This window comes from Halosimplex halophilum, assembly GCF_004698125.1.
In the GTDB taxonomy this organism is placed as follows: Archaea; Halobacteriota; Halobacteria; order Halobacteriales; family Haloarculaceae; genus Halosimplex; species Halosimplex halophilum.
Map to the genome: position 1 here is coordinate 947,121 of NZ_ML214298.1, position 22,811 is coordinate 969,931.

Sequence of the window (22,811 nt, forward strand, 5' to 3'; positions counted from 1 at the left end):
ACTCGCCCCCGATTATCACGGGCTGAACGCGACCCACCGAGACGCGCTCACAGGACCACTGCGAGCGCGTACCCCACGAGGAGGCCGACCAGCAGCGCCGCGACCAGCCCGGCAACGAGCTTCCGACCGTCGACTCTGCGCATACCGGCCGGTACGCCCCCGGCGAGTTAACTCTTGGCGAGCGGCGGGACGCCCCCGGGTCCCCCCGTCACCACTCGGTCGCCGCTACAGCGTGATCGACTCGTGGGCGGTGTTGCGGAGCGCGTCCGAGCGGCCGTGTTCGCCGGGGGCGACGGCGATGGTCGCCAGGCCGCGCTCGGCGGCCGCCTCCAGCACCGGCTTGAAGTCCGTGTCCCGGGAGGCGACGACGAGCACGTCGATGGCCTCCTCGACGGTCGCCGCCGCCGCGTCGACGCCGAGTTTCACGTCCACGTCGCCGCTGGTCGTGACCACCTCGAACCCCCGCGCCTCCGCTGCCTGGATCAGCCCGGCGGGCGCGTTCTCGTCGAGGTAGAGGCGGCCGAAGGATAGCTGGCCGTACCGCTCGGCGGCCGCCCGCACGTCGTCCAGGTCCACGTCGAACTCGTCGCGCAGGACGTTCGGCCCGTCGACGAACAGCCCCACCCGCGGCTGGTCGTGGCCGCGCGCTTCGAGGTCAGTTCCAGCCTCGGCCGCGGCGTCTCCGACCGCGCCCGACGGTCCCGGCCCGTCCGCGCCCGCCGACCCCTCCGCGCCCGCCGCCTCGTCGCCGCCGAACAGCCGCCCCAGCCAGCTCATACCCCGCCGTTCCCCACCGCCGAGTATAGGCGTGACGTTTCGCGGGGGCCGGCTGCCGACCGCGTCCGAGCGAGCGGCCGCGCCGGTGGTCGCCGCCGCGGCCAGACGAACCGTCCCCGGCCGCCGTCGCGGCCGTCGCGACCCGCCGGGGAGTCGTAACGGAGTTAACCGCCTCGGTCGATACCCCTGACAGATGCGAAGAACCGTCCTCCCTACGCTGTTCGTCGCGCTCCTGCTGGCGGTCCCGGTCGCCGGCGCCACCGGCGGCCTCGCGGGCGCGGATCCCGGCGCGGGCGCCGCGCCCGGCGCCGGTCTCGCGACCGCGGGCCTCCAGGGGGCGTCGAACCCGTGTGTCGGCACGGTCGAACGGACGCCCGAGCGGACGACCCTGTTCTCGATCCAGGGCGCCTACCAGGGCGAGAAGACCTCGGCGATGGTCGTCGGCGCGCGGCCGAACGGCTCCATCGTCGGCGTCCACAACGACACCGCGGCCGGCCGCTGGTGGAGCTACGACATCGACGTGCTCGACAACGGCAACATCCTCCAGGCGACGACGTACCAGCGAGACACCCAGATCGAGGAGATCGACCCCGAGACGGGCGAACACGTCTCGGTCCGTCACTTCGACGAGGTCTACGACACCCACGACGTGGACCTGATCAACGGCGACGAGTTACTGATGAACGACATGAGCCAGGACGGCGAGGACCGCGTCCTGATCTACAATCTCACCCGGGAGGAGATCACCTGGGAGTACTACTTCGCCAACTACACCGAGCACTACCCGAAGTCCGGCGGCGGCGAGTTCGGCGGGGACTGGACCCACAACAACGACGTCGAGCAGATCGGCGACGGGACCATCATGGTCTCGGTCCGCAACTTCGACAAGGTGGTCGCCATCGACCGCGAGACGAAGGAGGTCGAGTGGACGCTCGGCAGCGACGACAACACCTCGATCCTCCACGAGCAGCACAACCCCGACTACCTCGAGAGCGAGGACGGCAACGCCACGGTCATCGTCGCCGACAGCCTCAACGACCGGGTCGTCGAGTACGAGCGCGAGGGCGACGAGTGGAACCGGACGTGGGTGCTGCGGGGCGGGAACCTGGACGAACCGCGGGACGCCGACCGCCTGCCGAACGGCAACACGCTGGTCGCCGACCGGCGGGCCCACCGCATCGTCGAGGTGACGCCCGACGGCGAGGTCGTCTGGGAGGTGTACTCGCCGTACCAGCCCTACGACGTGGAGCGGGTCGGCACCGGCGACGAGTCGTCGGGCCCGACGATGGCCGACATCGGCGCGGGCGGCGTCGCCGAGGCGACCGGCAGCGCGGACTTCGATGCCGACGCCATCGCGGCCTGTTACGACCACCTCACCGGGTTCGAGGACACCCGGCTGATCCCCGACGAGGACCTGGCGGCCATCGGCGCGTCGGGGACCGCGACGGGCGGTGACGGCGACATCGCCGACGGCTCCGGCGGTGACGGGGCGGACGGCGAGGGCGACACCGCCGACGGCGGCGACGGCGACGACACCGAATCGGGCTCGGGCGACGACAGCCTGCTCGGCACGACCACCTCGGGGTCGGGACCGACGCCGCTCGGCGCCGTCCTCGCGGTCGTCGCGGTCGTCGCGGCCGTCGCGGGAGCGCTCGCTCGGCGCCGGCCGGAGTGAGCTCCGGACGGCCACCGAGAGCCGGGGCGGCCCGTCAGTCCTGCGCGACCGGCCGGTCGCGAGCGGACGACTCGCTGCGGACGGCGTCGGGGCTGCCGTGGTTCGCCCACAGGAGCAGCAGGCTGGGGAGGACGAACACGGCGACGACGAACGACAGCGACAGCGCGAGGACGACGAGCGTCCCGAAGCTCGTGATCTGGGGGTGGGGGTGGAGCAGCAGGGCGCTGAACGCGCCGACGGAGGTGAGCGTGCTGCCCAGCAGCGCGCCGCCGGTGCCGGTCACGGCCGTCCGCAGCGCGCCGGTGACCGTCTGTCCCCGCTCCAGCTCCTGTGCGAAGCGGTCGCTGACGTGGATGTTGTAGTCGATGCCGAGCCCGACGACGAGGCTGAGCAGCAGCGAGGTCAGCAGGGTCAGCGGGACCGAGAGCAGGTACATCCCGCCGACGACCAGCGCCGTGACGAGGGCGATGGGGACGGCCGTCACCACGCCGAGCGCCGCGCTCCCGGTGGCGACCCGGTAGACCAGCGTCAGCAGGACCCCGACCGCCGCGAGCGCGACGGTCAGCGTCGTCAGGATGCTGTCGGCGGTCTGGCCCAGCTCGGCCTCGTTGAGCGTCCCGACGCCGACCGCGGTGGCATCGACGCCGTCGGCCGAAACGCCGCTCGCGACCGCCTGCATGGCGTCGGCCTGCTGGGCGATGGTCGTACCGCCCTCGATCGGGACGACGACGCGCAGCGAGCGGTACTCGCCGTCGGTCCGCTCGACCACCTGACTCGCCTCTTCGGGCGCGGCGGCGTAGAGCGCGTCGTACACCTCGGCCACGTCGCGGTCGGGGACGCCGTCGCCGTCGGTGTCGGCCTCGGCGACCGTCGCCGCGAACTCGTCGTTCTCGGCGGCGACCGACTCCATCACCGACAGCGGCGAGCGCAGCGGGACCGAGCCCGCGCGCTGGAACACCGCCCCCTGCTCGCCCGCGCTGTCGTGGACCGTCTCGACGGCGGCCAGCGCCGACGGCGAGGTCACGTCGCCCTCCAGGAGCACCTGCGAGCTGCTCCGGGCGTCCTCGTCGGCCGCGCGGTAGTGGGCGTCGACGTAGTCGGCGCGGGCGTCGTACTCGCTCGTCTCCCAGCCCAGCGGGCCGGGCAGGTTCTGCTTCCACTCGGCGATCCCGTCGGTGTCCTGCTGGACCGACTGGCGGTCCAGGTCCGTCCACGCGACGGCGCCGGCCGACCCGGCGATCAGGGCGAGGACGATCACGGCGGGCGCGGCCCGCTTCGCGAGGCGGACGCCGCCGGTGAGGAACGGTTCGAGCAGACGCGTCTCCCCGAGCGGCTGCTTGCGCCGGTCGAGCCCGACCCGTTCGAGGAGGCGGTCGACGGTCACCTTCAGCGCCGGGACGAGCGTCAGCGAGACGACGAACGTCGAGACGACGCCCAGGGTGATGCCGATCGCGAGCTGCTCGATGATCGCGAACTCGTTGGTGACGTTCGACATGAACCCGACCGCGGCGGTCAGCGTCACCAGCCCGAGCGCGACGGCGACCGACGAGAGCCCGCGGGCCATCGGCTCGCGGACGTCCTCGCTCTCGCCGCGCTCCTCGCGGTAGCGCATGAACACGTGCAACCCGTAGTCGACGCTGAGTCCGACGATGAGCACGGGGCCGATGATCATCGTCATGCCGGCCGGGATCTGCATCCAGCCGAGGATGCCGAACATCCACAGCACCGAGAGGACGACGCCGGCGAACCCGACGACCACGTCCACGAGGTCCCGGTAGGCGAACGCCAGCACTGCGAGGATCGCAAGCAGCGCGACCGGGACGATCAGCTGCATCGTCTGCCGGTTGAAGTTGGCGTTCGATTCGGCGACCGCGTGTTCACCGAGGGTGAAGTATTCGGGGCCCTCGCGGTCGCCGGCGAGCTCGTACAGCGCCGCGGTCGCGGCCGCGCGCCGCTCGGCCGCGGCGTCGCCGGCGTCGGCGCTCTCGAACCGGAACAGCATCCGGTGGCTCTCGGCGGTCGCGGTCCCGGGCTCGTAGTCGCCCGGGAGCAACCGGGCCGCGGCCGAGCCCGCGGAGAGGGTCTCCGCGACGAGCGACTCGACCTCGCTCGCGCTCGCCGATTCGAGCGCGGCGGTCTGCTGGTCGAGCGACGCGTCCCGGTCGCCGGCCGCGCGCGCCGCGACGAGGTTCGCGACGCCGACCGGCTCGCGGTCGCCCAGGGCGGCGGCGACCGACTCGTTGTCCAGCGCCCGTTGCTGGAACTCGAGCGAGTCCAGCAGGGCGGCCTTCGAGAGGGCGTTGTCGTCGCTCCGGACGTAGACCGGCGCCGGCCTGACCTCGGGGGCGTCGGACTCGCTGTCGTTCGTCCCGTAGTTCGCCCGGATGTAGTCCAGTTTCTGGGCGACCTCCGTGTCGCCGACCGCGCTGGACCCGTTCATCTGGCTCTGGGTCTGTAGCTGACCGATCCCGGCGACGACGCCCGCGCTCACCAGCAGCATGACCAGGAGCACGAGGAGGTTGTGCTCCGTGACGAACCGGAACGGGCGGTCGAAGCGGCTCACGGCGCCACCTCCGCGGGCGGGTGCGGTGCGCCGTCCGGCGGCTCGCCGGACGGGAGGGCGTTCGATCGTGCTGGCGGTGCGGGAACCATTGCGTTCGAGCCGAGAACCGGGACCAGCATATAAAGGGGAACACAGTTTCAGGGTCGGAAACTGTGGGAAACCGACCGGCAACCGGCCGCACGCGGCGGATCGGTGAGCGGACCGGGAGGGCGCGATCCGGAGCGTCGACCGCGGGGACCACCGATCCGGAGCGTCGACCGCGGGGACCACCGATCCGGAGCGTCGACCGCGGGGGCCACCGACCCGGAACTGTCGACCCAGGGGGCGCCGACTCGCGGATGCGGGCGACAGCCGCGCGGCTCTCCGCGTCGGACCGCTGTTTGATATAGCGGCTGTCGGTTGAGAGCGTCAGACGCAGGGTCGACGGGAGGGCTCCGTCGAGGCCGGGATCCGTCGCTTGGGGGTGGAGTCTGTCGGTGCGGACGGGAAACGCGAGCGCGCACGCGAGCGCGACGGCAACAGTTACGTCGCTGGCAGGCGGGGATCGGATATGGCGCTCAGACAGCCGCCGCTCGCGGAATCGCACGAGGCGAGCGGCGCGACGCTCACCGAGTTCGGGGGCTGGGAGATGCCCGTCGAGTTCGACTCCATCCGGGCGGAACACGAGGCGGTCCGCGAGTCGGTCGGGCGGTTCGACGTGTCGCACATGGGCCAGCTGGCCGTCACCGGGCCGGACGCCGGCCGGCTCACCAACCGGCTGGTGACGAACGACGTGTCCGACCTCGACCCGGGCGAGGCGAACTACGCCGCGATCACCGACGACCGCGGGGTGATGCTCGACGACACCGTCGTCTCCCGTCCGCCCGCGGACTGGTCGGTCGAGGCCGACTACCTCGTCGTTCCCAACGCCGGCCACGACGCCGAGATGGCCGACCGCTGGGTCGACCACCGCGACGCCTGGGAACTCGACGCGACCGTCGAGAACCGCACGGAGTCGCTGGCGATGGTCGCGCTCCAGGGCCCCGACTCTCGGGATCTGCTCGCGGCCGAGACGGACGCCGACCTGGGGGAACTGGGGCGATTCGAGACGACCGTCGGGTCGGTCGCGGGCGTCGAGACGTTGGTCTCCCGCACGGGCTACACCGGCGAACCCGGCTACGAACTGATCTACCCCTGGGACGAGGCCGAGACGGTCTGGTCGGCCCTGGACTGTCAGCGCTGCGGGCTCGGCGCCCGCGACACGCTCCGACTGGAGATGGGCTTTCTCCTCTCGGGGCAGGACTTCGACCCCGAGGACAACCCCCGCAACCCCTACGAGGCGGGCGTCGGGTTCGCGGTCGACCTCGACAGCGAGTTCGTCGGCCGCGACGCGCTGGAGGGGGTCGACGTGGAGGGCGTCGAGGAGAAACTCCGGGGGATCGAACTCGTCGACCGCGGCGTCCCCCGGGAGGGCTATCCCGTCGAGTCAGCCGACGGCGAGCGCCTGGGGGAGATCACGAGCGGGACGATGAGCCCGACGCTCGGTCGGGGGATCGGCCTGGCGTACCTCCCGAGCGAGGTCGGCCTCGACGAGCCCGTCCGCGTCTCGGTGCGGGGCGAACCGAAGAAAGCACGTACCACCGCGACCCCATTCCTCGACAGATGAGCTTCGACGTTCCCGACGACCTGCGTTACCTCGACTCCCACGAGTGGGCGCGGGTCGACGACGGCAGCGCGCGCATCGGCATCTCCGAGTTCGCCCAGGACGAGCTGGGCGACGTGGTCTTCGTCGACCTCCCGGCCGAGGGCGAAGAAGTCGCCGCCGGCGAGGACTTCGGCGTCGTCGAGTCGATCAAGGCCGTCTCCGACATCTACGCCCCCGTCTCCGGCACCGTCACGGCCGTCAACGACGACCTGGCCGACCGACCGGAACTCGTCAACGAGGCTCCCTACGGCGACGGCTGGCTGATCGAGGTCGACCTCGACGACGAGTCGGAGCTCGACGACCTGCTGTCGGCGGACGAGTACCGCGACCAGATCGCCTGAGACGCCGTCTCCGGCCCTCGCTGTTTTCTCTCCGCCGCCTCTCCGGGAGCGACGCGTGCTCGAAGCACCGTACGGATCCGAACCGCCCGCCGTACACCGCATACCGCGATACGAAACGGGTACCGGTCCGGCATCGATCCCACGCACGGTCCGACACCGAACCCGTCGGTTCAGCCCCGGAACCGGCCGATAAGGGCCCGCCCGAACATGTTTAGGCTCGCCTAAAATCCGCAGCGCTTAACATTCTTTAGGTGGGCCTAAAACACGATGCAACGGCGCAGACGCGAGGTACTGGCGACAGGGGCAGCGCTCGCGACGCTCGGCGTCGCAGGATGCAACGGGCTGTCGGGCGGCGACGGGACGGACGCGCCGGCCGAAACGTCGAGCGGCGAGGACGGCGACGGTGACGGCCCGGACAGCACGGCCGAGGGCGGCTCGCCGAGCGACGACGGTTCGGGCGGCTCCGCGTCGGTCGACGCGGCGGTCGCAGCCGAGTGGAACGCCATGCGCGCCCGGGTATGGGACGCCGCGGCGCTGGGCCGCGCCGGCGAGTTCGCCGCCGGCGCCTCGGTCGCGCAGTCGACGTTCGCGCGCTTCGAGAACGCCGGCGGCGAGCACGGCGCCCACGAGGCCCTCGAGTCGACCAGCGAGTCGAACTACGAGGCGTTCGAGGCGGCGCTCGGGGACCTCCGGAGCGACGGCCTCGACGCCGGCGACATCGAGCGCACGCGCGAGACGGCCGCGACGGCGAGCACGCAACTGGCCGAGGCCCAGCGCGCGCTCGTCGGCGAGGCTACCGCGCAGGCCCTCGCCCTCCAGCTGTTCGGCGCGGCGGCCCTCGACGCCGGCGCGCTCGCCGCGGCGGGCAACTTCGAGGGCGCGGGCGCGACGGCGGAGGCCGTCCTCGCGCGCTTCGAGGAGGCGGGCGTCCACGGCGCGCTCGAATCCGCGGACGCCGAGTCCTACGAGGCCTTCGAGGGGGCGCTCGAAGCCGCCGCGTCGGCCGCGGACGACGGGGACCGGGAGGCGGTCCGCCGGGAGGTCGGGGCGGCCTACGTCGCCGCGGTCGACGGGAGCTACGCGCTGGCGGACGCCGAGGCGGCCGCGGCCGCAGGCCACATCGCGACGCTGCAGGCCCGCGGGTGGGACGCCGCGGCGCTCGCCGCGACCGGCGGGCCCTCGACCGACTACGCCCACGCAGCCGCGCTGACGCTCTACCGCGCCCGGGCGGCCGACGCCGCCTGGCTGGCCGCCCGCGGCGAGACCGACCGCGCCGCGACGGTGGCGAGCGACGTCTTCGCCCACTTCGAGGGCGCCCGCGCCCACGAGGCCCTGGAGGAGGCCGACGGCGAGGCCTACGAGGGTTCGAGTCGGGGCTGTCCGCGCTCCGGTCGGCCATCGAGGACGGCGACTCCGCCGGGATCGACGAGGCCCTCGCGACCGTCGACGGGAACCTCGTCGCCGGGGTCGAGGCGCTCGCCGGCGAACAGGCGCCCCTGCTGGCGGCCGCGTTCTTCCGCGCCCGGTTCGCGGACGCGCGTGAACTGTACCGGCTGGGGCAGAACAACGTCGCCGCGGGCCTCGCCCGGGGGCTGTTCGAGCGCTTCGAGGCCGACGAGCTCGGCGTCCACGAGGCCCTGGAGTCGACCGACGAGGACCTCTATCACACCTTCGAGGAGGAGCACCTCTCGGGGCTGATCGACGCCTTCGAGAACACCGACGACGGGGCGGTCGCCACCCACTACGAGGGCGTCCAGTCCGCGCTGCTGGAGTTCGAGACGGCCGCCGGCTCGACCGCGACCGTCAGCGGCGCTGAGGCCGCCTATATGGGCGCCCGCGGGTTCGACGCCGGCGCCCTCGACGCGCTCGGGAAGGACAGCCGCGCCGGCGCCGTCGCGCAGGGCGCCTTCGAGCACTTCGAGGCCGGCGCCGGCGGCTACCACGAGGCGCTCGAAGTCGCCGACGAGTCCGTCTACGAGGCCTTCGAAGACCGGCTGGGGGCGGTCTCCGCGGCCGCGGGGAACGGCGAGGACGTCTACGCGGCGAGCAAGTCGTTCAACGCCAGGGCCGTCGAATCAGCCTATGCGATCGTCGAGCACGCCGGCGGTTCGACCAGCGGCGCCGCCGCGACGGTCCTCCAGGACGCCTTCACCCACTTCGAGACCGCGCGCGTCCACGACATGCTGGAAGGGGCCAGCCGCTCGGCCTACGAGAGCTTCGAGCGGCAGCTGGACGCATACCTCACCGCGCTCGACGAGGGCGGTGACGTGCGGGCGGCCGCCGACACCTTCGCCGACGCCTCGCTGTACGCCCAGTTCGCACTCGTCGACGGCGTCGAACAGCTCCCGATAGACCTGCGGGTCCCCGGAGCGAGCGGCGAGAGCGGCGGTGACAGCGGTGGCGGTGAGGGCGGCGGTAGCGGCGACGGCGGCGGGTCGAACCTGCAGGGCGGCCCCGACGTCGTCGAGGGCGTCCCCGACGACGCCGACCACGTCGTCGACATGACCGCCGTCGCCTTCGAGCCGGCGGAACTGACCGTCTCGCAGGGCGACACGGTGGCCTGGGCCCACGCCGGCGGCGAACCCCACAGCGTCACCGCCTACGCCGACGGCGTCCCCGACGGCGCCGAGTACTGGGCCTCCGGCGGCTTCGACTCCGAGGAGGCCGCGGTCTCCGGCTGGGAGGACGGCGAGGGCGCCGTCCGGTCGGGCCAGTCGTTCGTCCACACCTTCGAGGCGACCGGCACCCACGAGTACTACTGCGTCCCCCACGAGGCCGCCGGGATGGTCGGCTCCGTGACCGTCGAGTAACCCGAGAGCCGCCCGCGCGGCCGGGTTCGGGTTCGACGGCGCCGTCCCGTCGTAATCGGGCGGTTTCGCTCCGTGGGCGCCACCGGCAGACACCGTTATTACCCGGTAGCGCTCACCCTCCGCATGGACCGAACGAAGGAAGGTGGGGCCTTGCCGCGGGACCGCGACGACGGGCTGGACCACCCGCTCGCCCGGCTGGTCGTCCGGACGCTGCTTGACGAGCCGGACGGCGAGCGCGGGATGGTGTTGCTGGTCAACGAGGCCGCCCGCTTCAAGGCCGCCAGCGACGGCGAGACGATGGACGCGATCACCCTCGATACCCTCAGGACGGAACTCGTCGAGGAGCGCATCCCGCCGATGGAGGCGGCCGGCCTGGTGGAGTACGACGCAGCCGAGGACACCCTGTCGCTCGCCGACTCCGAGCGCGAGGTCCGGGCACGGCTGACGGAGGCTGCCGCCGAGGCGTCCGGGGAGTCGTACAAGTAGCCACTCGGCCCGAGTGCCACGTCGCTCACTACGACCACCTCGGTTGTCGAAAAACCGGCAGAGACGGCCGCTTTCCTTTATTCTGGAGTGGGCCCGCCCGGATTTGAACCAGGGACGAAGCGGTTATGAGCCGCTCTCTCTAACCAGACTGAGATACGGGCCCTCGCGTCTAGCGGTTCCGGACGCCCGCCCTTTAGCCTACCGGGTTCGCACGCCCCACGGCCCGGGGACGCCTTTTAGCCGCTCGCGCCCGGACTCTCGGGTATGGAGTTCGACACCGTACAGGGCGACATCGCCGCCCGGTCGGCCGACGCCCTGGTCAACGCCGCGGGGACGAGCCTGCGGATGGGCAGCGGCGTCGCGGGCGCGCTCCGCCGGGCCGCCGACGGCCCGATCAACGAGGAGGCGATGAACAAGGGACCGGTCGACCTCGGCGCCGCCGCGGTCACCGACGCCTACGACCTCGACGCCGACCACGTGATCCACGCCGCCGCGATGCCCCACTACGGCGACGGTCGGGCGACCGAGGAATCGATCCGCGACGCGACGCGCAACGCGCTCGCCGCCGCCGACGAACTCGACTGCGAGTCGGTCGTCGTCCCCGTGCTGGGCACCGGCGCCGCCGGCTTCGCGTTCGCCGAGGGGGCGCGGATCGTCTGCGAGACCGTCGAGGAGTACGAGCCCGACACGCTCTCGGACGTACGGGTCATCGCCTACGCCGACGAGGAGTTCGCGGAACTGGAGCGGGTCGCCGAGGAGGTCCGGGACTAGACCGGCTCACGCGTCCGCGGTCCGCCGGACCAGGTCGGCGAGGTCGTCCCAGAAGCCGTCGACGTACTTGTCGGCGTCGTCGATGGTCGGGCGGGCGTTGGTCTCGTTGACGACCGCGCGGTCGTCGGTGACGAGTAGGTCGACGCCGAGGAAGGGGATGTCCAGCGCGTCGGCGGTCCGCTCGGCCAGCTCGCGGAGTTCGGGGTCCAGATCGACGCGGCTGGCCTCGGCGCCGCGGTGGACGTTGTGCTTCCACTGGCCGGCGGCGAGGGCGTCGTCGGGGAGGCGTCGCTCGACGGCGCCGACGTACTCGCCGTCCAGCACCATCACGCGGTAGTCGGTCGCGCCGGGGAGGTACTCCTGGAGGAGGAAGGACTTGTCGCCAGTGGCTCGAAAGTCGTGGACGAGGTCGAGGTAGTCGACGACGCCCAGAAGGGAGTCCAGGTCGCCGGCCTTCGCGACGCCGACGCCGCGGGTCGTGGAGTTGGGCTTGACGACGACCGGCGGGTCCAGCCGCTCGAAGGCGGCGACGAGGTCGGACTCGTCGACGGGGTTCGAGACCATCACCGTCTCGGGGACCGGCACGTCGGCGGCGGCGAGGCGCGCGATGGCCCCCGCCTTGTTCCGCGAGCGGAGGACCGCCTCGCGGTCGTTGACCCAGGGAACGGCGAGGGCGGCGTCGGCGACGCCGCCCTCCATCAGCCGGGGCGGGAAGACGAACCCGGCGTCGAACGCCGCCCAGGGCGGGTCGGTCAGGTGGACCGTCCGCTCGCGGGTGCGGACGTGTTCGACCGCGATGTCGCGGTCGGCGAGCGGCCCCTGCATCCGCTCGTACGTTTCGGCGTTGGTGGCGACCGCCAGCCTGCGCATACCTGTCGGTTGGCGGGTTTCGACAAAAACCCGCCGACCGCCGCCCCGCGAACGAGCCCCGCCGCGAGGGGCCCGAAGCACAGAACGAATAGTCGATAATCGGGTGAATTATCGAACATTGTTGAAAATAATTCACCATAAGCGTTTGTTCGCCCCCCGGGCGGTGGGAATGCCGGAAACCGGGATGACTCCGGGGGCGGAACGGTTGGGTGTGTACGACGAGATACTCTACCCGACGGACGGGAGCGAGGGAGCGGACGCAGCGCTGGAGCACGCGCTGACGCTGGCGGGCGCGATGGACGCGACCGTCCGCGTGCTGTACGTCGTCGACACGACGTACCTCGGCAGCGCCGCGGCCGAGGGGACGACCGTCGAGTCGCTGCGGGCCGCGAGCGAGGAGGTCGTCGCGGAGACGGTCGAGGCGTTCGCGGACCGGGGCGTCGAGGCGACCGGCGAGGTGCGCGAGGGCGAACCGTACAAGGAGATCCTGGCGGCGGCCGGGGAGTCGGGCGTCGACGCGGTCGTGATGGGGACCCACGGGCGGCGCGGGCTGGACCGGTACCTGCTGGGGAGCGTCACCGAGAAGGTCGTGCGCGCGGCCGAGGTGCCGGTGTTGACGGTCCGCCTCGACGACGGGGACTGACGGGACCGGGAAGCCCTGCCGCTCGCCGACGGGGGAGCAACCGAGAGGAAGGCCGGTTCAGGCGATCAGCAGTTCTTCGCCGCGCTCGACCTTGATGCGGCAGGGCGGGGTGATCTTGTTGTACGCGCGGCGGTAGGCCTCCTTGACTTCCTCGGCCTGGTCGACGTCGCAGTAGGCCGTGAAGAGGCGCTCGCCGGACTGGATGCGCGCGGCGGTGCCGACGATCTTGCCGAACGCCTGGCGCATGCCGTCGGAGACGCGGTCGGCGCCGGCGCCGGTCGCCTGTTTGTTCTCGCGGATGACCTGGTGGGGGAACTTCCGGAGGACCATCTTGTAGTTGCCCTCGCCGAGCTCCTTGATCAGGTGGCGGTTGGCCGAGAGCCGCGAGGCCTCCATGGAGCCGTGGCGCAGCTGGACCGACTCCTCGACGATGAGGCTGATCTGGACCGGGTAGTCCTCGGGGTCGGCGTTCTTGTCGCCCATCTGGTGCTGTGCGATCTTCGAGCCGGGAATACCCGTGATGTACTCCCGTCGGGTGTACGCGGGCTTGTCGATGTCCCGGTACATCGAGGCAGGTTTGTCGGCCATAGTCTTGTCGTAGACGAGTCCGAGCGCGTGGATAAAGCCTTCGAACCCGCCCGGCCCCCTGCGAACTGGTGACAGTCGCCCGCCGCGCTCGCGGACCCTCACTCGCGGTCCGGGTCCCGCTCGTCGTCGGGGGCCGGGACCCCGAAGCCGTCGAGTTCGTCGACCAGCGCGTCCGGTTCGACCACGTCCACGCCGGCCGCGGCGGCGCGCTCGCGGACCGCGGGCGGGAGCGTCGCGCCCGCGACGAGGACCGCCGCGTCCAGTCGGTCGTCGCGCTCGACGGCGGCGGCCAGGCGGTCGACGGCCGCTTCGTCGAGCGTCGACGCCTCGTCCGCAGGGACCGCGAGCACGCCCGCGCGAACGTCGACCGGCCCCGGCGCCGTCGCGCGGAGGTCGGGGCCGTCCGTCGCGCCGTCGTCGACCACGCCGCCGCCGGCCGTCTCGACAGTCCACCCGGTCGCACGGAGGCAGTCGGCCACGGTTTCCCCGAACGCCTCGGCGCCGAGCGCCGCCAGCGCCGCCGGCGTCCACCCGTCCGACACACCGGCTCCGGGGCCGCCCTCGGGTCCGCCCCTCGTGGTGCACCCGCTCGTGTCCCGCGGTTCGTCCGCCCCGTCCGCTCCGTCCGCCCCGTTCCCGAGGACGGTGTCAGCCGACTCGGCCGCGTCGGCGACCCTCTCCGCGTCGGTCGTGTCCGCGCCGGCGTCGGCGTCGAGCGACTGGCCGGTCGCGTCGGTATCGGCGGCGTCGGCATCGCTCCTCGCCGTGTCGGCGTCGGTCGCCCCGGCGGCGTCGTCCGCGGTCCCTGTCCGCTCGGCGGACAGCCACTCGTCGTCCCCGCCGTCGTCGGCGAGCATCCAGCCGTCGCCCATCGCCGCGGACGCGTCGTCGTCGGCCTCGCCCGTCGCCGCGTCGGCGCCTCCGCTGACGGTACCGCCGCCGCCGTCGGCGTCCGCGTCTTCTGCGGCATCCGTGTCTCCGTCGGCGTTGCGGCCGCCCTCGCCGGGTGAGACGACGACCGTCCCGGCGTCGGAGACCTCGTTGTCGTCGGGGCCGGGGCGGCAGTCGGCGAGCCGTTCGTCGAGCGCCTCGACGCCGTCGAGCGCGTCGGGGACCCGCTCGCGGGCGACCGACCGGGCGGCGTCGAGCGACGACTCGGCGCGCTCGCAGGCCGCCGCGGCCGCGCCGGGCGGCGCGTCCTCGGCCGCGTCGAGCGCCCGGCGGGCCCGCTCGCAGCGCGTCTCGACCAGCTGTCGGGCGACCATCGCCAGCCGCTCGCGGACCGCCTCGCGGTCGCCCTCGAAGCGCGGCTCGTCGCGCCCCCAGTCGAGCGCGTGGACCCGCTCGTACCGCTCCAGCGCCCGCTCCCACCACGCCTCGGCGGTTTCGAGGTCGTCGGCCCCCCGGGCCATCTCGACGGCCTGCTCGGCGCGTTCGAGCGGCGCGGCGGCCAGCCGCTCGCGCTCGGCGACCAGGTTCGCCCGCCGGCGCTCGATCAGCTCGTCGTCCGGCCGGTCGGCGTCGACCGACAGCGCCGCCGCGTAGCTGTCGACCGCCCGCTCGAAGTGGTCCGCCGCCGCCTCGTAGGCGTGGTCGTCCCAGCGGGTGTGGCCGCGCTCGCGGGCCTGTTCGGCCTGCTCGGCGTAGGCGCGGCGCTCGAAGGCCGCCAGCCGCTCCCGGTAGTCCCCGGCCCGGTCGGCGACCGACGCGGCGGCCCCGTCCAGCGGCGCCGCGGCCTCGCGGGCCTCGTCCAGCGTCTCGCGCACGTCGCCGACCGCCGCCAGCACCACGTCCGCGTCGCCGGCCTCGAAGGCCCGCTCGATCCGGTCGAGCGTCTCCGCGGCGCTCTCGAGGCGGCGCTCGGCGCTCGACCAGATCCCCGCGGCCGCGTCGACGAACTCCCGGACCGCGGTCAGGTCCCCCCGCGACGGGAACCGGTACTGCGCGCCCGAGACGAGGTCGAGGACGAGCGTCTCGTCGAGCAGCCCCGCCTCCGTCCGGGCGTCGACCACGTCCGCCAGCGGGACCGAGCGCGTCCGGTCGCCCCCCGCGCGCCCGGCGGCGAACAGTACCCGCGTGTCGGTCACCAGCGCCGCCGCGCTGTGGTCGCCGTCCGGCGCGACCTGCCCGGTGTCGACGGCCCCGGCGGCGCCGTTCGCGACCCCCTGTTCCGCCCCGGCGTTCACAGTCCCGCGGTCCCCGCCGTCGTTCGCGTCTCCCTCGGTCCGCTCGACGGTGAACCCCCGTTTCTTGTTCCGGACGACGAACCGCGGCGTCTCGGCCCCCTCGACGTACTCGGCGAGCGGCCGCTCGTGCAACAGCCCCCGACCGATGAGCCCGCCGCTCCCCGTCTCCGTGAGCACCTGTGCGTCCCCGTCCTCGACTTCGATGACGTGTTCCATGTCGCCCCCACCGCGCGTGACTGGCGTAACCGTCGAATGGGTGATACTAAACGCTTGCGTCGGTCCCGATCGACGTTCGCGCTCCCGTTCGCGACGCGTCCCCGACGATCGACCCGGCCGCAGCGGACAGCTGTGCTGAACGCCCTCGACGCGCTCGCTAGCAGTGACTGCGACAGTACTCGACGGTAAGCGTTGAAAGCCCTCGGCGCACTCGCGGTCGCTGAGGCGGGATATCCGCGCTCTCGGCACCGCCCGCTCACGGCAGCGCCGTTCGCTTCGAGGCGCCCAGCGCCTCGCACCGCGCGGATAGTTGCCCACTCAGACGACTGAACAAGCGCGAGCGCGCCTCGCCCGTTCAGTCCACCGGGAGAGCAAGCTCTCCCGAGCCCGCGCTCACACGTTCGCGCGGACACCAGGGACCGCACCGCCCGGCACCGCGACCGCACCGCACGGCACCGCAAACGACCACGACCCTCCCCAGCCGATTCGCTCTCTCGCTGCGCTCGCTCGCTCATCCCTCGCGCGATGCTGTCGCGAGACGAGACTCGCGACAGCGCGCGCCGACCGCATTCGGTCGTCGAGCGTCCGCGTCGGGGGATCGCGGGGTGGACGGGCGTCCGGTTACTCGTGTGTCACTGGTGTCCTTTTGGGTGTCGCGGCCCAAGGGACGACCAGCCATGAACAAACTCGTCGACGGCGAGTGGCGGACGGATGTCGAGGACTACACGAACGACGACGGGGAGTTCGAGCGCGAGGAGACGAGTTTCAGGGACCGCGTCGAGGACGACCCGGACGCCCGGTTCCAGCCGGAGGCCGGCCGGTACCACCTCTACGTCTCCTACGCCTGTCCGTGGGCTCACCGCACCCTGCTGATCCGGTCGCTGAAGGGACTGGAAGACGCCGTCTCGGTCGACGTGGTCGACCCCTACCGCGACGACGGCGGCTGGCAGTTCACCCCCGAGAAGGAGGGCTGTACCCCCGACACCGTCAACGGCAGCGACTACCTCCGGGAGGTCTATCAGAAAGCGGACCCCGACGCGACCTGCCGGGTGACGGTGCCGGTGCTGTGGGATAAACAGGAGGAGACCATCGTCAACAACGAGTCCGAGGAGGTCCTGCGGATGCTCGACACCGAGTTCGACGACGTGGCCGAGCGCGACGTGGATCTGTACCCCGAGGGCTACCGCGAGGAGGTCGACCGGATCATCGACGACATCTACGAGCCGATCAACAACGGCGTCTACCGGGCGGGCTTCGCGAGTTCCCAGGAAGCGTACGACCGGGCCGTCGACGACCTGTTCTCGGCGCTGGACCACTGGGACGAGGTGCTGGCAGACCAGCGCTACCTCGCCGGCGACCGCCTGACCGAGGCGGACATCTGCATGTTCACGACGCTGGTCCGGTTCGACAACGTCTACCACACCCACTTCAAGTGCAACGTGAAGGCGATCCACGAGTACGACAACCTCTGGCCGTACCTGCGCGACCTCTACCAGACGCCGGGAGTCGCCGAGACGGTGAACACGGACCACATCAAGGAACACTACTACACGACCCACCCGGACGTCAACCCCAAGCGGCTGATCGCCCGCGGGCCGGACCTGGACTTCGACGCCGAGCACGACCGCGACGAACTGCCGGGCAGCCCGCCCGCGGAGCTGCTGCCGCTGGCCTGACGGGGCGGTTCGAGCCCGGTCAGTCGTCGTCGCCGGGGACCGGCCGCTCCGAGAGGTCGCCGACGCGGGCCGCGAGTTCGCGGTCCAGCGGCGAGTCGGGGTGCGTGCGAACGGCGAGCGTCGAGCCGTCGTCGAACCGCGCGGTGACCGTCCGGCGGCGGCGCCGGACCACCTCCATCCCCTCGAAGTCGTCGCCGTTGCGGACGGCGTGGACGACCAGCCCGAAGCTCCCGGCCATCGCCAGCGCGAACAGCGGCGGGAGCACCGTCCCCTCGAGCGCGACCAGCGCCGCGAACGGGCCGACCGCGAGCGCCCCGGCCCCCCAGCGACCGAGCGGGTCGGCGCCCGCGCGACCGCGGACGCGCCGTTCGACGCGGGCGAGCGCGTCGGCGAGGGTCGCGAACGGGCCGAAGCGGCGGAGCCGGTCGGTCAGCGTCCGGTCGTTCGGGGCGACTCCCTCGCGGCGGACGTGGTCTGCGGCGAGCGCGCCACCGACGGCGGCCAGCGCGAGCGCCGGCGTCAGGGGGACCGTGGCCGTCCCGAGGACGCCGAGGAAGGCGACGACCGACGCGCAGTAACCGAGGGCGCCGAGCAGCCGGGCGTCCCGGCCGCGGACGCCGACGGTCGCGTCGACGGAGCTGCGGACCCCCGCGAGGCGGTCGAGGCCGACGCTGACGAGGCCGTCGTCGGTCGCGGCGACCAGGCGGTCGGCGGTGAGACCGACCGTCGCCCGCTCGCCGCGGCCGTCGAGCAGGCGGGCGCCGTCGACGGCCTGCAGCGACTCGTCGGGGCGGAGCTGACGGCGGAGCGAGGCGGTCCCGCGCCCGGGCGGTGACGGGGCGGTCCACGGTTCGACGGTCGTCGCGTCCGCGAGGACCGCCGCCAGGGGCCCCGGACCCTCTCCGCCGGTCCCGCCGCCCGTGGCGTCGTCGTGGCCCCCCCTCGGGCTCTCGGCCGGGAACCGGCCGTCGGTCGGTCCCACGCCGTTCCCGCCGCCGGCCTCCGGGACCGACGGGCCACCGTCACCCGCCGCCGACGCATCCGGCGTCGCCTCCCCGTCGCGAGCGGACTCGTCCCGGCCGTCGCCGGGCGGTCGTTGCTCACTCATGCCAGGGGCTACGCCGCCCGACACCGATTGTAAATGACGGCTTATCGGCCCGGAGGGCCCGGACGCGGGCAGTTCGCGGGTGCGACCGGGCCGACGGCCGAGCGCCGCCGTCGCGGACTCCGGCGACGCCGGCCGCTGTCGAAAGGCCGTAGGACCGGGGGGACCTCGGTGACGGCATGACCCGGGTCACGGTCGGCGGGCGCCTCCACGTCGGCTTCCAGAACCTCTCGCTGGCGCACGAGCGCCTCTACGGCGGCGTCGGCCTCGCGCTCGCCGAGCCGCGGCTCGACCTGCGCGCCGAGCGCGCCGACGCCGTCGACTGCGACGACGACGCGGCCCGCCCCTACGTCGAGCGGGTCGTCGACCACCTCGACGTGCCCGGCGCGGCGGTCCGCGTCGAGGAACGGCTCCCCCGCCACGCCGGACTCGGCAGCGGGACCCAGCTCGCGCTCGCCGCGCTCGTCGCCGTCGCCGGCGCATACGAGATGGAGGTCGACCCGCGCGAGCGCGCGCCGGCGCTGGGCCGCGGCGGCCGCAGCGGCATCGGCGTCGCCACCTTCGAATCGGGCGGGTTCGTCGTCGACGGCGGCCACCCGACCGAGCGGTTCACGACGGCGCCGCCCGCGGAGGGCGAGTGGGCGGTCCCGCCGGTCGTCGCGCGCCACGACCTGCCCGAATCCTGGCGGTTCGTCCTCGCGGTCCCCGAGGCGGGGCCGGGCCGCAGCGGCGACGAGGAGGACGAGAGCATGCGCTCGGTCGTCGAGCGCGCCGACCCGGGCATCGCCGAGGACATCGCGGTCGTGGTCACCCAGCAGCTGCTCCCGGCGGCCGCGACGGGCGACCGGGCGGCGTTCGGCGACGCGGTCGCGCGGCTCGGCCGGCTCAACGGCGCCTGGTACGCCGACGAGCAGGGCGGCGTCTACCGCCCGCCCGCGGGGGCGATCATCGACGCCCTCTCGGACCACCCGGCGGTCGCCGGCGCCGGCCAGTCCTCGTGGGGCCCCACCGTCTACGCGCTGACCGACGCCGACTACGCGCCCGACGTGGCCGACGCGGCCCGGACAGCACTCTCGGACGTGGGCGAGGGCGGCCGCGTCGTCGTGGCTCGCCCGCGCAACGAGGGCGCGACGGTCGGGGACGCCTGAGGACCGTCGCAGCCGGCGGATCCCGTTTCAGCGAGCGAGAATCGCGGGGCAACAGGTAAACGGCCGGCGGCGGATGGTGGTCGCATGGACCGGATACCCTTCGGGGTCCGCCAGCTCGACACGACCCTCGGCGGCGGGGCGCCGACGGGCAGCGTCGTCCTCGTCGCGGGCGAGGGCGGCGCGGGGTCGCGGGAGTTCCTGCACACGAGCACGCTGATGAACGCCCTCGCCGAGACCGACGGGGAGTTACACGACCTCTACTACGGCGACGTGGCGGCGGACGCCGAAACGCCGGGGGAGGTCCACTTCGTCTCGTTCACCGCGGGCGAACGGCGCTTCACGGAGGAGGTGGGGATGACGATCGACGACGACATCGTCGACGCCGGCATGGAGGCGGTCCGGTACCACGACCTCTCCGAGCAGTACTTCCACCAGAGCCCGGTCCCGCGGGACTGGTACGCCGAGGAGACCGCCGACATCAAGGACCTCCGGGCGCGCCAGGAGCGCGACGACATCCTCGGCGAACTCGGGCGCCTGCTCGTCGAGCACGCGCCGGGGAACCTCGTGGTCATCGACTCGCTGTCGGACCTCATCAGCACGGCCGGCCGCGACGAGAACGTCAACTGGTCGGACGTCGTCTTCCTCATCAAGGGGCTCCAGAAGGGCGCCAACGAGTGGAACGGCGTCATCCTCGCCCACGTCGGCCGGGAGACGGTCTCGGACACGGAGTACGGCCAGCTCGTCGACAGCGTCGACGGCACCCTGGAGTTCGAGTGGGCCAGCGGCGGGTCCTCCCGCGCGCGGACGCTCGTCGTCAAGCAGTTCCGCGGCGTCCTCTCGGGGATCGACGACGAGAACATCGTCCAGTTCGAGACCGAGATCGGCGACGGCGGCTTCGACATCAGCGACGTGCGCAAGATCCGATAACGGGTATCGGACCCGGGTCCGCACGATCGCCGCTCAGAGCGTCGCTCTCGACGAGTACTCCGAGTTCGATTTTCGAGAACCGGTGGCAAACCCTTAACTGCCTACTCGCGTCAAGGGGAACTAATGGCGAGCGAGTCGTCGGACGACGCCGGCGTGTCGGTGTCGCTCCCCCCGGACGTAGAGGCCTGGCTGGACCGCAAGGCCGCCGACCTGGGGGTCGACCGCGAGGCCGTCGTCGTCCAGTTACTCGCCGCTTACCGCGCCGCCGAGGAGTTCGACGACGCGGACGTGGCCGCCGCCCTCGGCGGCCGCGACGTGGAAGACGAAGTCCGGGACGTGATCGCCGACCGGCTCCCGGACATCGCCGATGCCGTCGCCGAGCGCGTCGAGGGCGGGAGCGAAGACGTCGACGCCGTCGAGGAAGGGCTGTCGGCGGAGATCGACCGCGTCGAGTCGGAGTTCGCCGACAAGATCCAGGACGTGCGCGAGCGTGTCGTCCAGGTCAAACGCGAGGCCGACGGCAAGGCCGAGGCCGACCACACCCACCCGGAGTTCGGCGAGCTCGCGACGCTCTCGACGGCCGTCGACGACCTGGAGTCGTCGCTCGCCGCCCTCGAGTCGCGGGTCGACGAGGCGGCCGACGACGCCGCCGACGCCGAGCGGCGGGTCGACGACCTCGACGACCGCGTGAGCGAGATCGAGCGGGCGACCGACCGCCTCGACGAGGTCGAGGAGCGACTGCGGACGGTCGCCTGGGTGGTCAGCGACCTCCGCGAGGCCGAGCAGGCCCGCTCGACGGGTACCGACGCCATCGACCGGCTCAAGGCGACCGCGGCGGAACTGGACGTGGACCGGGCGGTCTGCGGGAACTGCTCGCAGGCCGTCGACATCGCGCTGCTACACGAGCCTAACTGTCCCCACTGCGACGCGACCGTCAGCGACGTGGCGCTGCCGAGCGGGCTGTTCGGCAAGCCGAAGCTGACCGTCGCGCGCAAGCTGGAGGCCGGCGACGAGGACCGCTCGAACGTCCCCGACGCCGCCGACGGGAGCTGATACCGTGAGCGACGACCGGCACACCGACGACTCCGGGGAGCCCGGGGACGACGCTGACCGCGCCGCCGCCGACTCGGGGGCGCCCGCGGACGATCCCGACGAGCCCGGGGACGACACCGGCGAGTCTGCCGGGGCGTCGGCCGACCGCGGCGACCCGTTCGACTCGTTCGACGACTACCGCGACCGCGAGGGCGACCCCTTCGACTCGCTGGGCGAGGATCCGGACGGCGACCGGAGCGGCGGGGCCGGGGATGACGACCCCCCGGCCGACGAGGACGCCGCGGGCCGGGAGCCAGCCGCCGGCGCCGACCCGGACCCGTTCGAGTACGTGGACGACCGGGACGGCGGCAGTGAGCGGGCCGACAGCGGGGCCGGCGGCGAACGGGGCGAAAGCGAGGCTAGCGGCGAGCGGGGCGAAAGCGGGGCCAGCGGCGAACCGTTCGACGGCGAAAGCGCCGACGACTCGTTCGGCGAGCGGGGCGAGGACCCGCTCGCGGACGTGGCGGTCTCGGAGGGCGACCCCTTCGAGTCGGCGTCGAGCGCCTTCGAGCGGTCGGGCGTCGAGGGGATCGACCCCGACGAGGTCTGGGACCGGCTCACCGCCGAGCCCGGCGCGGACACGGGGGGCGAGGGCGGCCCGCCCGAGGGCGACGAGGACGACGTGGTCACGGTGTCGAAACACGGCTACTGCGAGGGCTGCGAGCACTTCTCGCCGCCGCCGGACGTGACCTGCACCCACGAGGGCACTGACATCCTGGCGTTCGTCGGCGTCGACGAGGTCCGGGTGAGCAACTGCCCGGTCGTCGAGGAGCGGCGCGAACTCGAAGACGACGCCTGACGGGCGCCGCAGCGGTTCACGGCCGGCGGGACAGGCGACCGGGGAACCGGACGACTGGCGACGACCGCGAGAGCGGGGTATACTTACGGCCGGGCGGCCAACGGGCGTGGTACCATGCAGTTCTGCGACGACTGCGGATCGATGATGCACTCCGAGGGCGGCGAGATGGTCTGCAAGAGCTGCGGCGCCACGGCGGGCCGCGACGACGAACTGGCCGAGCAGTTCGTCAGCACCGCCGAGCAGTCCGGCGACGAGGTCGTCGAGACCGAGGAGGGAGCCAACTTCGAGGGCAAACCCAAGGACAAGAGCGTCACCTGCGAGGACTGCGGCAACGGCGTCGCCTGGTACACGATCAAACAGACCGGCTCCGCCGACGAGCCGCCGACGCGATTCTTCAAGTGCACGGAGTGTGGCCACCGCTGGCGGGAGTACAACTGAGCGCCGTGCGACCCGG

General features: G+C 72.9%; 18 protein-coding genes, 1 tRNA gene and 1 pseudogene. 13 read left to right on the top strand and 7 right to left on the bottom strand.

Annotated features, from left to right (window positions below):
• Positions 1 to 225 precede the first annotated feature (225 nt).
• On the bottom strand, positions 226 to 777 hold the full coding sequence (locus tag E3328_RS15670) for an NYN domain-containing protein (protein ID WP_135365551.1): 552 nt from the start codon (positions 775 to 777) through the stop codon (positions 226 to 228).
• Positions 778 to 970: 193 nt separating this feature from the next.
• Here E3328_RS15670 and E3328_RS15675 point away from each other — a divergent pair, with 193 nt between their 5' ends.
• The gene (locus E3328_RS15675; RefSeq protein ID WP_135365552.1) at positions 971 to 2,452 is read left to right on the top strand and encodes an aryl-sulfate sulfotransferase; all 1,482 of its coding nucleotides are present in this window, start codon (positions 971 to 973) and stop codon (positions 2,450 to 2,452) included.
• A 34-nt stretch (positions 2,453 to 2,486) separates the two neighbouring features.
• On the opposite strand, the gene E3328_RS15680 is transcribed toward E3328_RS15675, so the two are convergent.
• Positions 2,487 to 5,015 carry an efflux RND transporter permease subunit gene (locus E3328_RS15680; protein WP_135365553.1) on the bottom strand — a complete coding sequence of 843 codons (2,529 nt, stop codon included), beginning with the start codon at positions 5,013 to 5,015 and terminating at the stop codon, positions 2,487 to 2,489.
• 550 nt (positions 5,016 to 5,565) lie between these two features.
• Here E3328_RS15680 and gcvT point away from each other — a divergent pair.
• The 4 genes and pseudogenes from gcvT (at position 5,566) to E3328_RS15700 (ending at position 10,336) form a co-directional block, all read left to right on the top strand.
• A complete protein-coding gene (gene gcvT, locus E3328_RS15685; protein ID WP_135365554.1) occupies positions 5,566 to 6,660 on the top strand; it encodes a glycine cleavage system aminomethyltransferase GcvT in 1,095 nt (364 codons plus the stop codon).
• A complete protein-coding gene (gene gcvH, locus E3328_RS15690) occupies positions 6,657 to 7,040 on the top strand; it encodes a glycine cleavage system protein GcvH (protein WP_135365555.1) in 384 nt (127 codons plus the stop codon). Before gcvT ends, gcvH begins: the two co-directional genes overlap by 4 nt.
• Before the next feature lie 267 nt (positions 7,041 to 7,307).
• Positions 7,308 to 9,850, top strand: a pseudogene (locus E3328_RS15695) (DUF5059 domain-containing protein).
• 123 nt (positions 9,851 to 9,973) lie between these two features.
• Positions 9,974 to 10,336 (top strand): hypothetical protein, encoded by a 363-nt coding sequence (locus tag E3328_RS15700; protein ID WP_135365556.1) that lies wholly within the window; start codon positions 9,974 to 9,976, stop codon positions 10,334 to 10,336.
• An 88-nt stretch (positions 10,337 to 10,424) separates the two neighbouring features.
• On the opposite strand, the gene E3328_RS15705 is transcribed toward E3328_RS15700, so the two are convergent.
• Positions 10,425 to 10,499 (bottom strand) — tRNA-Ile (locus tag E3328_RS15705).
• A gap of 101 nt (positions 10,500 to 10,600) precedes the next feature.
• On the opposite strand from E3328_RS15705, the gene E3328_RS15710 reads away from it, so the two are divergent.
• Entirely contained in the window at positions 10,601 to 11,107 is a 507-nt protein-coding gene (locus E3328_RS15710; RefSeq protein ID WP_135365557.1) for a macro domain-containing protein, read from the top strand.
• Between the two features lie 6 nt (positions 11,108 to 11,113).
• Here the strand turns inward: E3328_RS15710 and E3328_RS15715 are convergent, their stop codons facing one another.
• Complete coding sequence (locus E3328_RS15715; protein WP_135365558.1) at positions 11,114 to 11,977, bottom strand: ATP-grasp domain-containing protein; 864 nt, start codon at positions 11,975 to 11,977, stop codon at positions 11,114 to 11,116.
• 211 nt (positions 11,978 to 12,188) lie between these two features.
• Between E3328_RS15715 and E3328_RS15720 the strand changes: the two genes are divergently transcribed.
• The gene (locus E3328_RS15720; protein ID WP_135365559.1) at positions 12,189 to 12,620 is read left to right on the top strand and encodes a universal stress protein; all 432 of its coding nucleotides are present in this window, start codon (positions 12,189 to 12,191) and stop codon (positions 12,618 to 12,620) included.
• A gap of 57 nt (positions 12,621 to 12,677) precedes the next feature.
• On the opposite strand, the gene E3328_RS15725 is transcribed toward E3328_RS15720, so the two are convergent.
• Positions 12,678 to 13,208: a 50S ribosomal protein L16 gene (locus E3328_RS15725; RefSeq protein ID WP_135365560.1), complete on the bottom strand. Its 531-nt coding sequence runs from the start codon at positions 13,206 to 13,208 to the stop codon at positions 12,678 to 12,680.
• A 98-nt stretch (positions 13,209 to 13,306) separates the two neighbouring features.
• Entirely contained in the window at positions 13,307 to 15,610 is a 2,304-nt protein-coding gene (locus tag E3328_RS15730; RefSeq protein ID WP_135365561.1) for a hypothetical protein, read from the bottom strand.
• A gap of 677 nt (positions 15,611 to 16,287) precedes the next feature.
• Between E3328_RS15730 and E3328_RS15735 the strand changes: the two genes are divergently transcribed.
• The gene (locus tag E3328_RS15735) at positions 16,288 to 17,286 is read left to right on the top strand and encodes a glutathione S-transferase family protein (RefSeq protein WP_135365562.1); all 999 of its coding nucleotides are present in this window, start codon (positions 16,288 to 16,290) and stop codon (positions 17,284 to 17,286) included.
• Positions 17,287 to 17,305: 19 nt separating this feature from the next.
• On the opposite strand, the gene E3328_RS15740 is transcribed toward E3328_RS15735, so the two are convergent.
• A complete protein-coding gene (locus tag E3328_RS15740; protein WP_135365563.1) occupies positions 17,306 to 18,394 on the bottom strand; it encodes a hypothetical protein in 1,089 nt (362 codons plus the stop codon).
• A gap of 176 nt (positions 18,395 to 18,570) precedes the next feature.
• Here E3328_RS15740 and E3328_RS15745 point away from each other — a divergent pair, with 176 nt between their 5' ends.
• The 5 genes from E3328_RS15745 (at position 18,571) to E3328_RS15765 (ending at position 22,795) form a co-directional block, all read left to right on the top strand.
• Positions 18,571 to 19,539, top strand: a complete 969-nt coding sequence (locus tag E3328_RS15745; protein ID WP_135365564.1) for a beta-ribofuranosylaminobenzene 5'-phosphate synthase family protein — start codon at positions 18,571 to 18,573, stop codon at positions 19,537 to 19,539.
• An 84-nt stretch (positions 19,540 to 19,623) separates the two neighbouring features.
• Positions 19,624 to 20,466 (top strand): RAD55 family ATPase, encoded by an 843-nt coding sequence (locus tag E3328_RS15750; protein WP_135365565.1) that lies wholly within the window; start codon positions 19,624 to 19,626, stop codon positions 20,464 to 20,466.
• A gap of 123 nt (positions 20,467 to 20,589) precedes the next feature.
• Complete coding sequence (locus tag E3328_RS15755) at positions 20,590 to 21,519, top strand: hypothetical protein (RefSeq protein WP_135365566.1); 930 nt, start codon at positions 20,590 to 20,592, stop codon at positions 21,517 to 21,519.
• Positions 21,520 to 21,523: 4 nt separating this feature from the next.
• A complete protein-coding gene (locus tag E3328_RS15760; protein WP_135365567.1) occupies positions 21,524 to 22,357 on the top strand; it encodes a DUF8135 domain-containing protein in 834 nt (277 codons plus the stop codon).
• A gap of 114 nt (positions 22,358 to 22,471) precedes the next feature.
• Entirely contained in the window at positions 22,472 to 22,795 is a 324-nt protein-coding gene (locus tag E3328_RS15765) for a transcription factor S (protein WP_135365568.1), read from the top strand.
• The last annotated feature ends 16 nt before the right edge of the window (positions 22,796 to 22,811 follow it).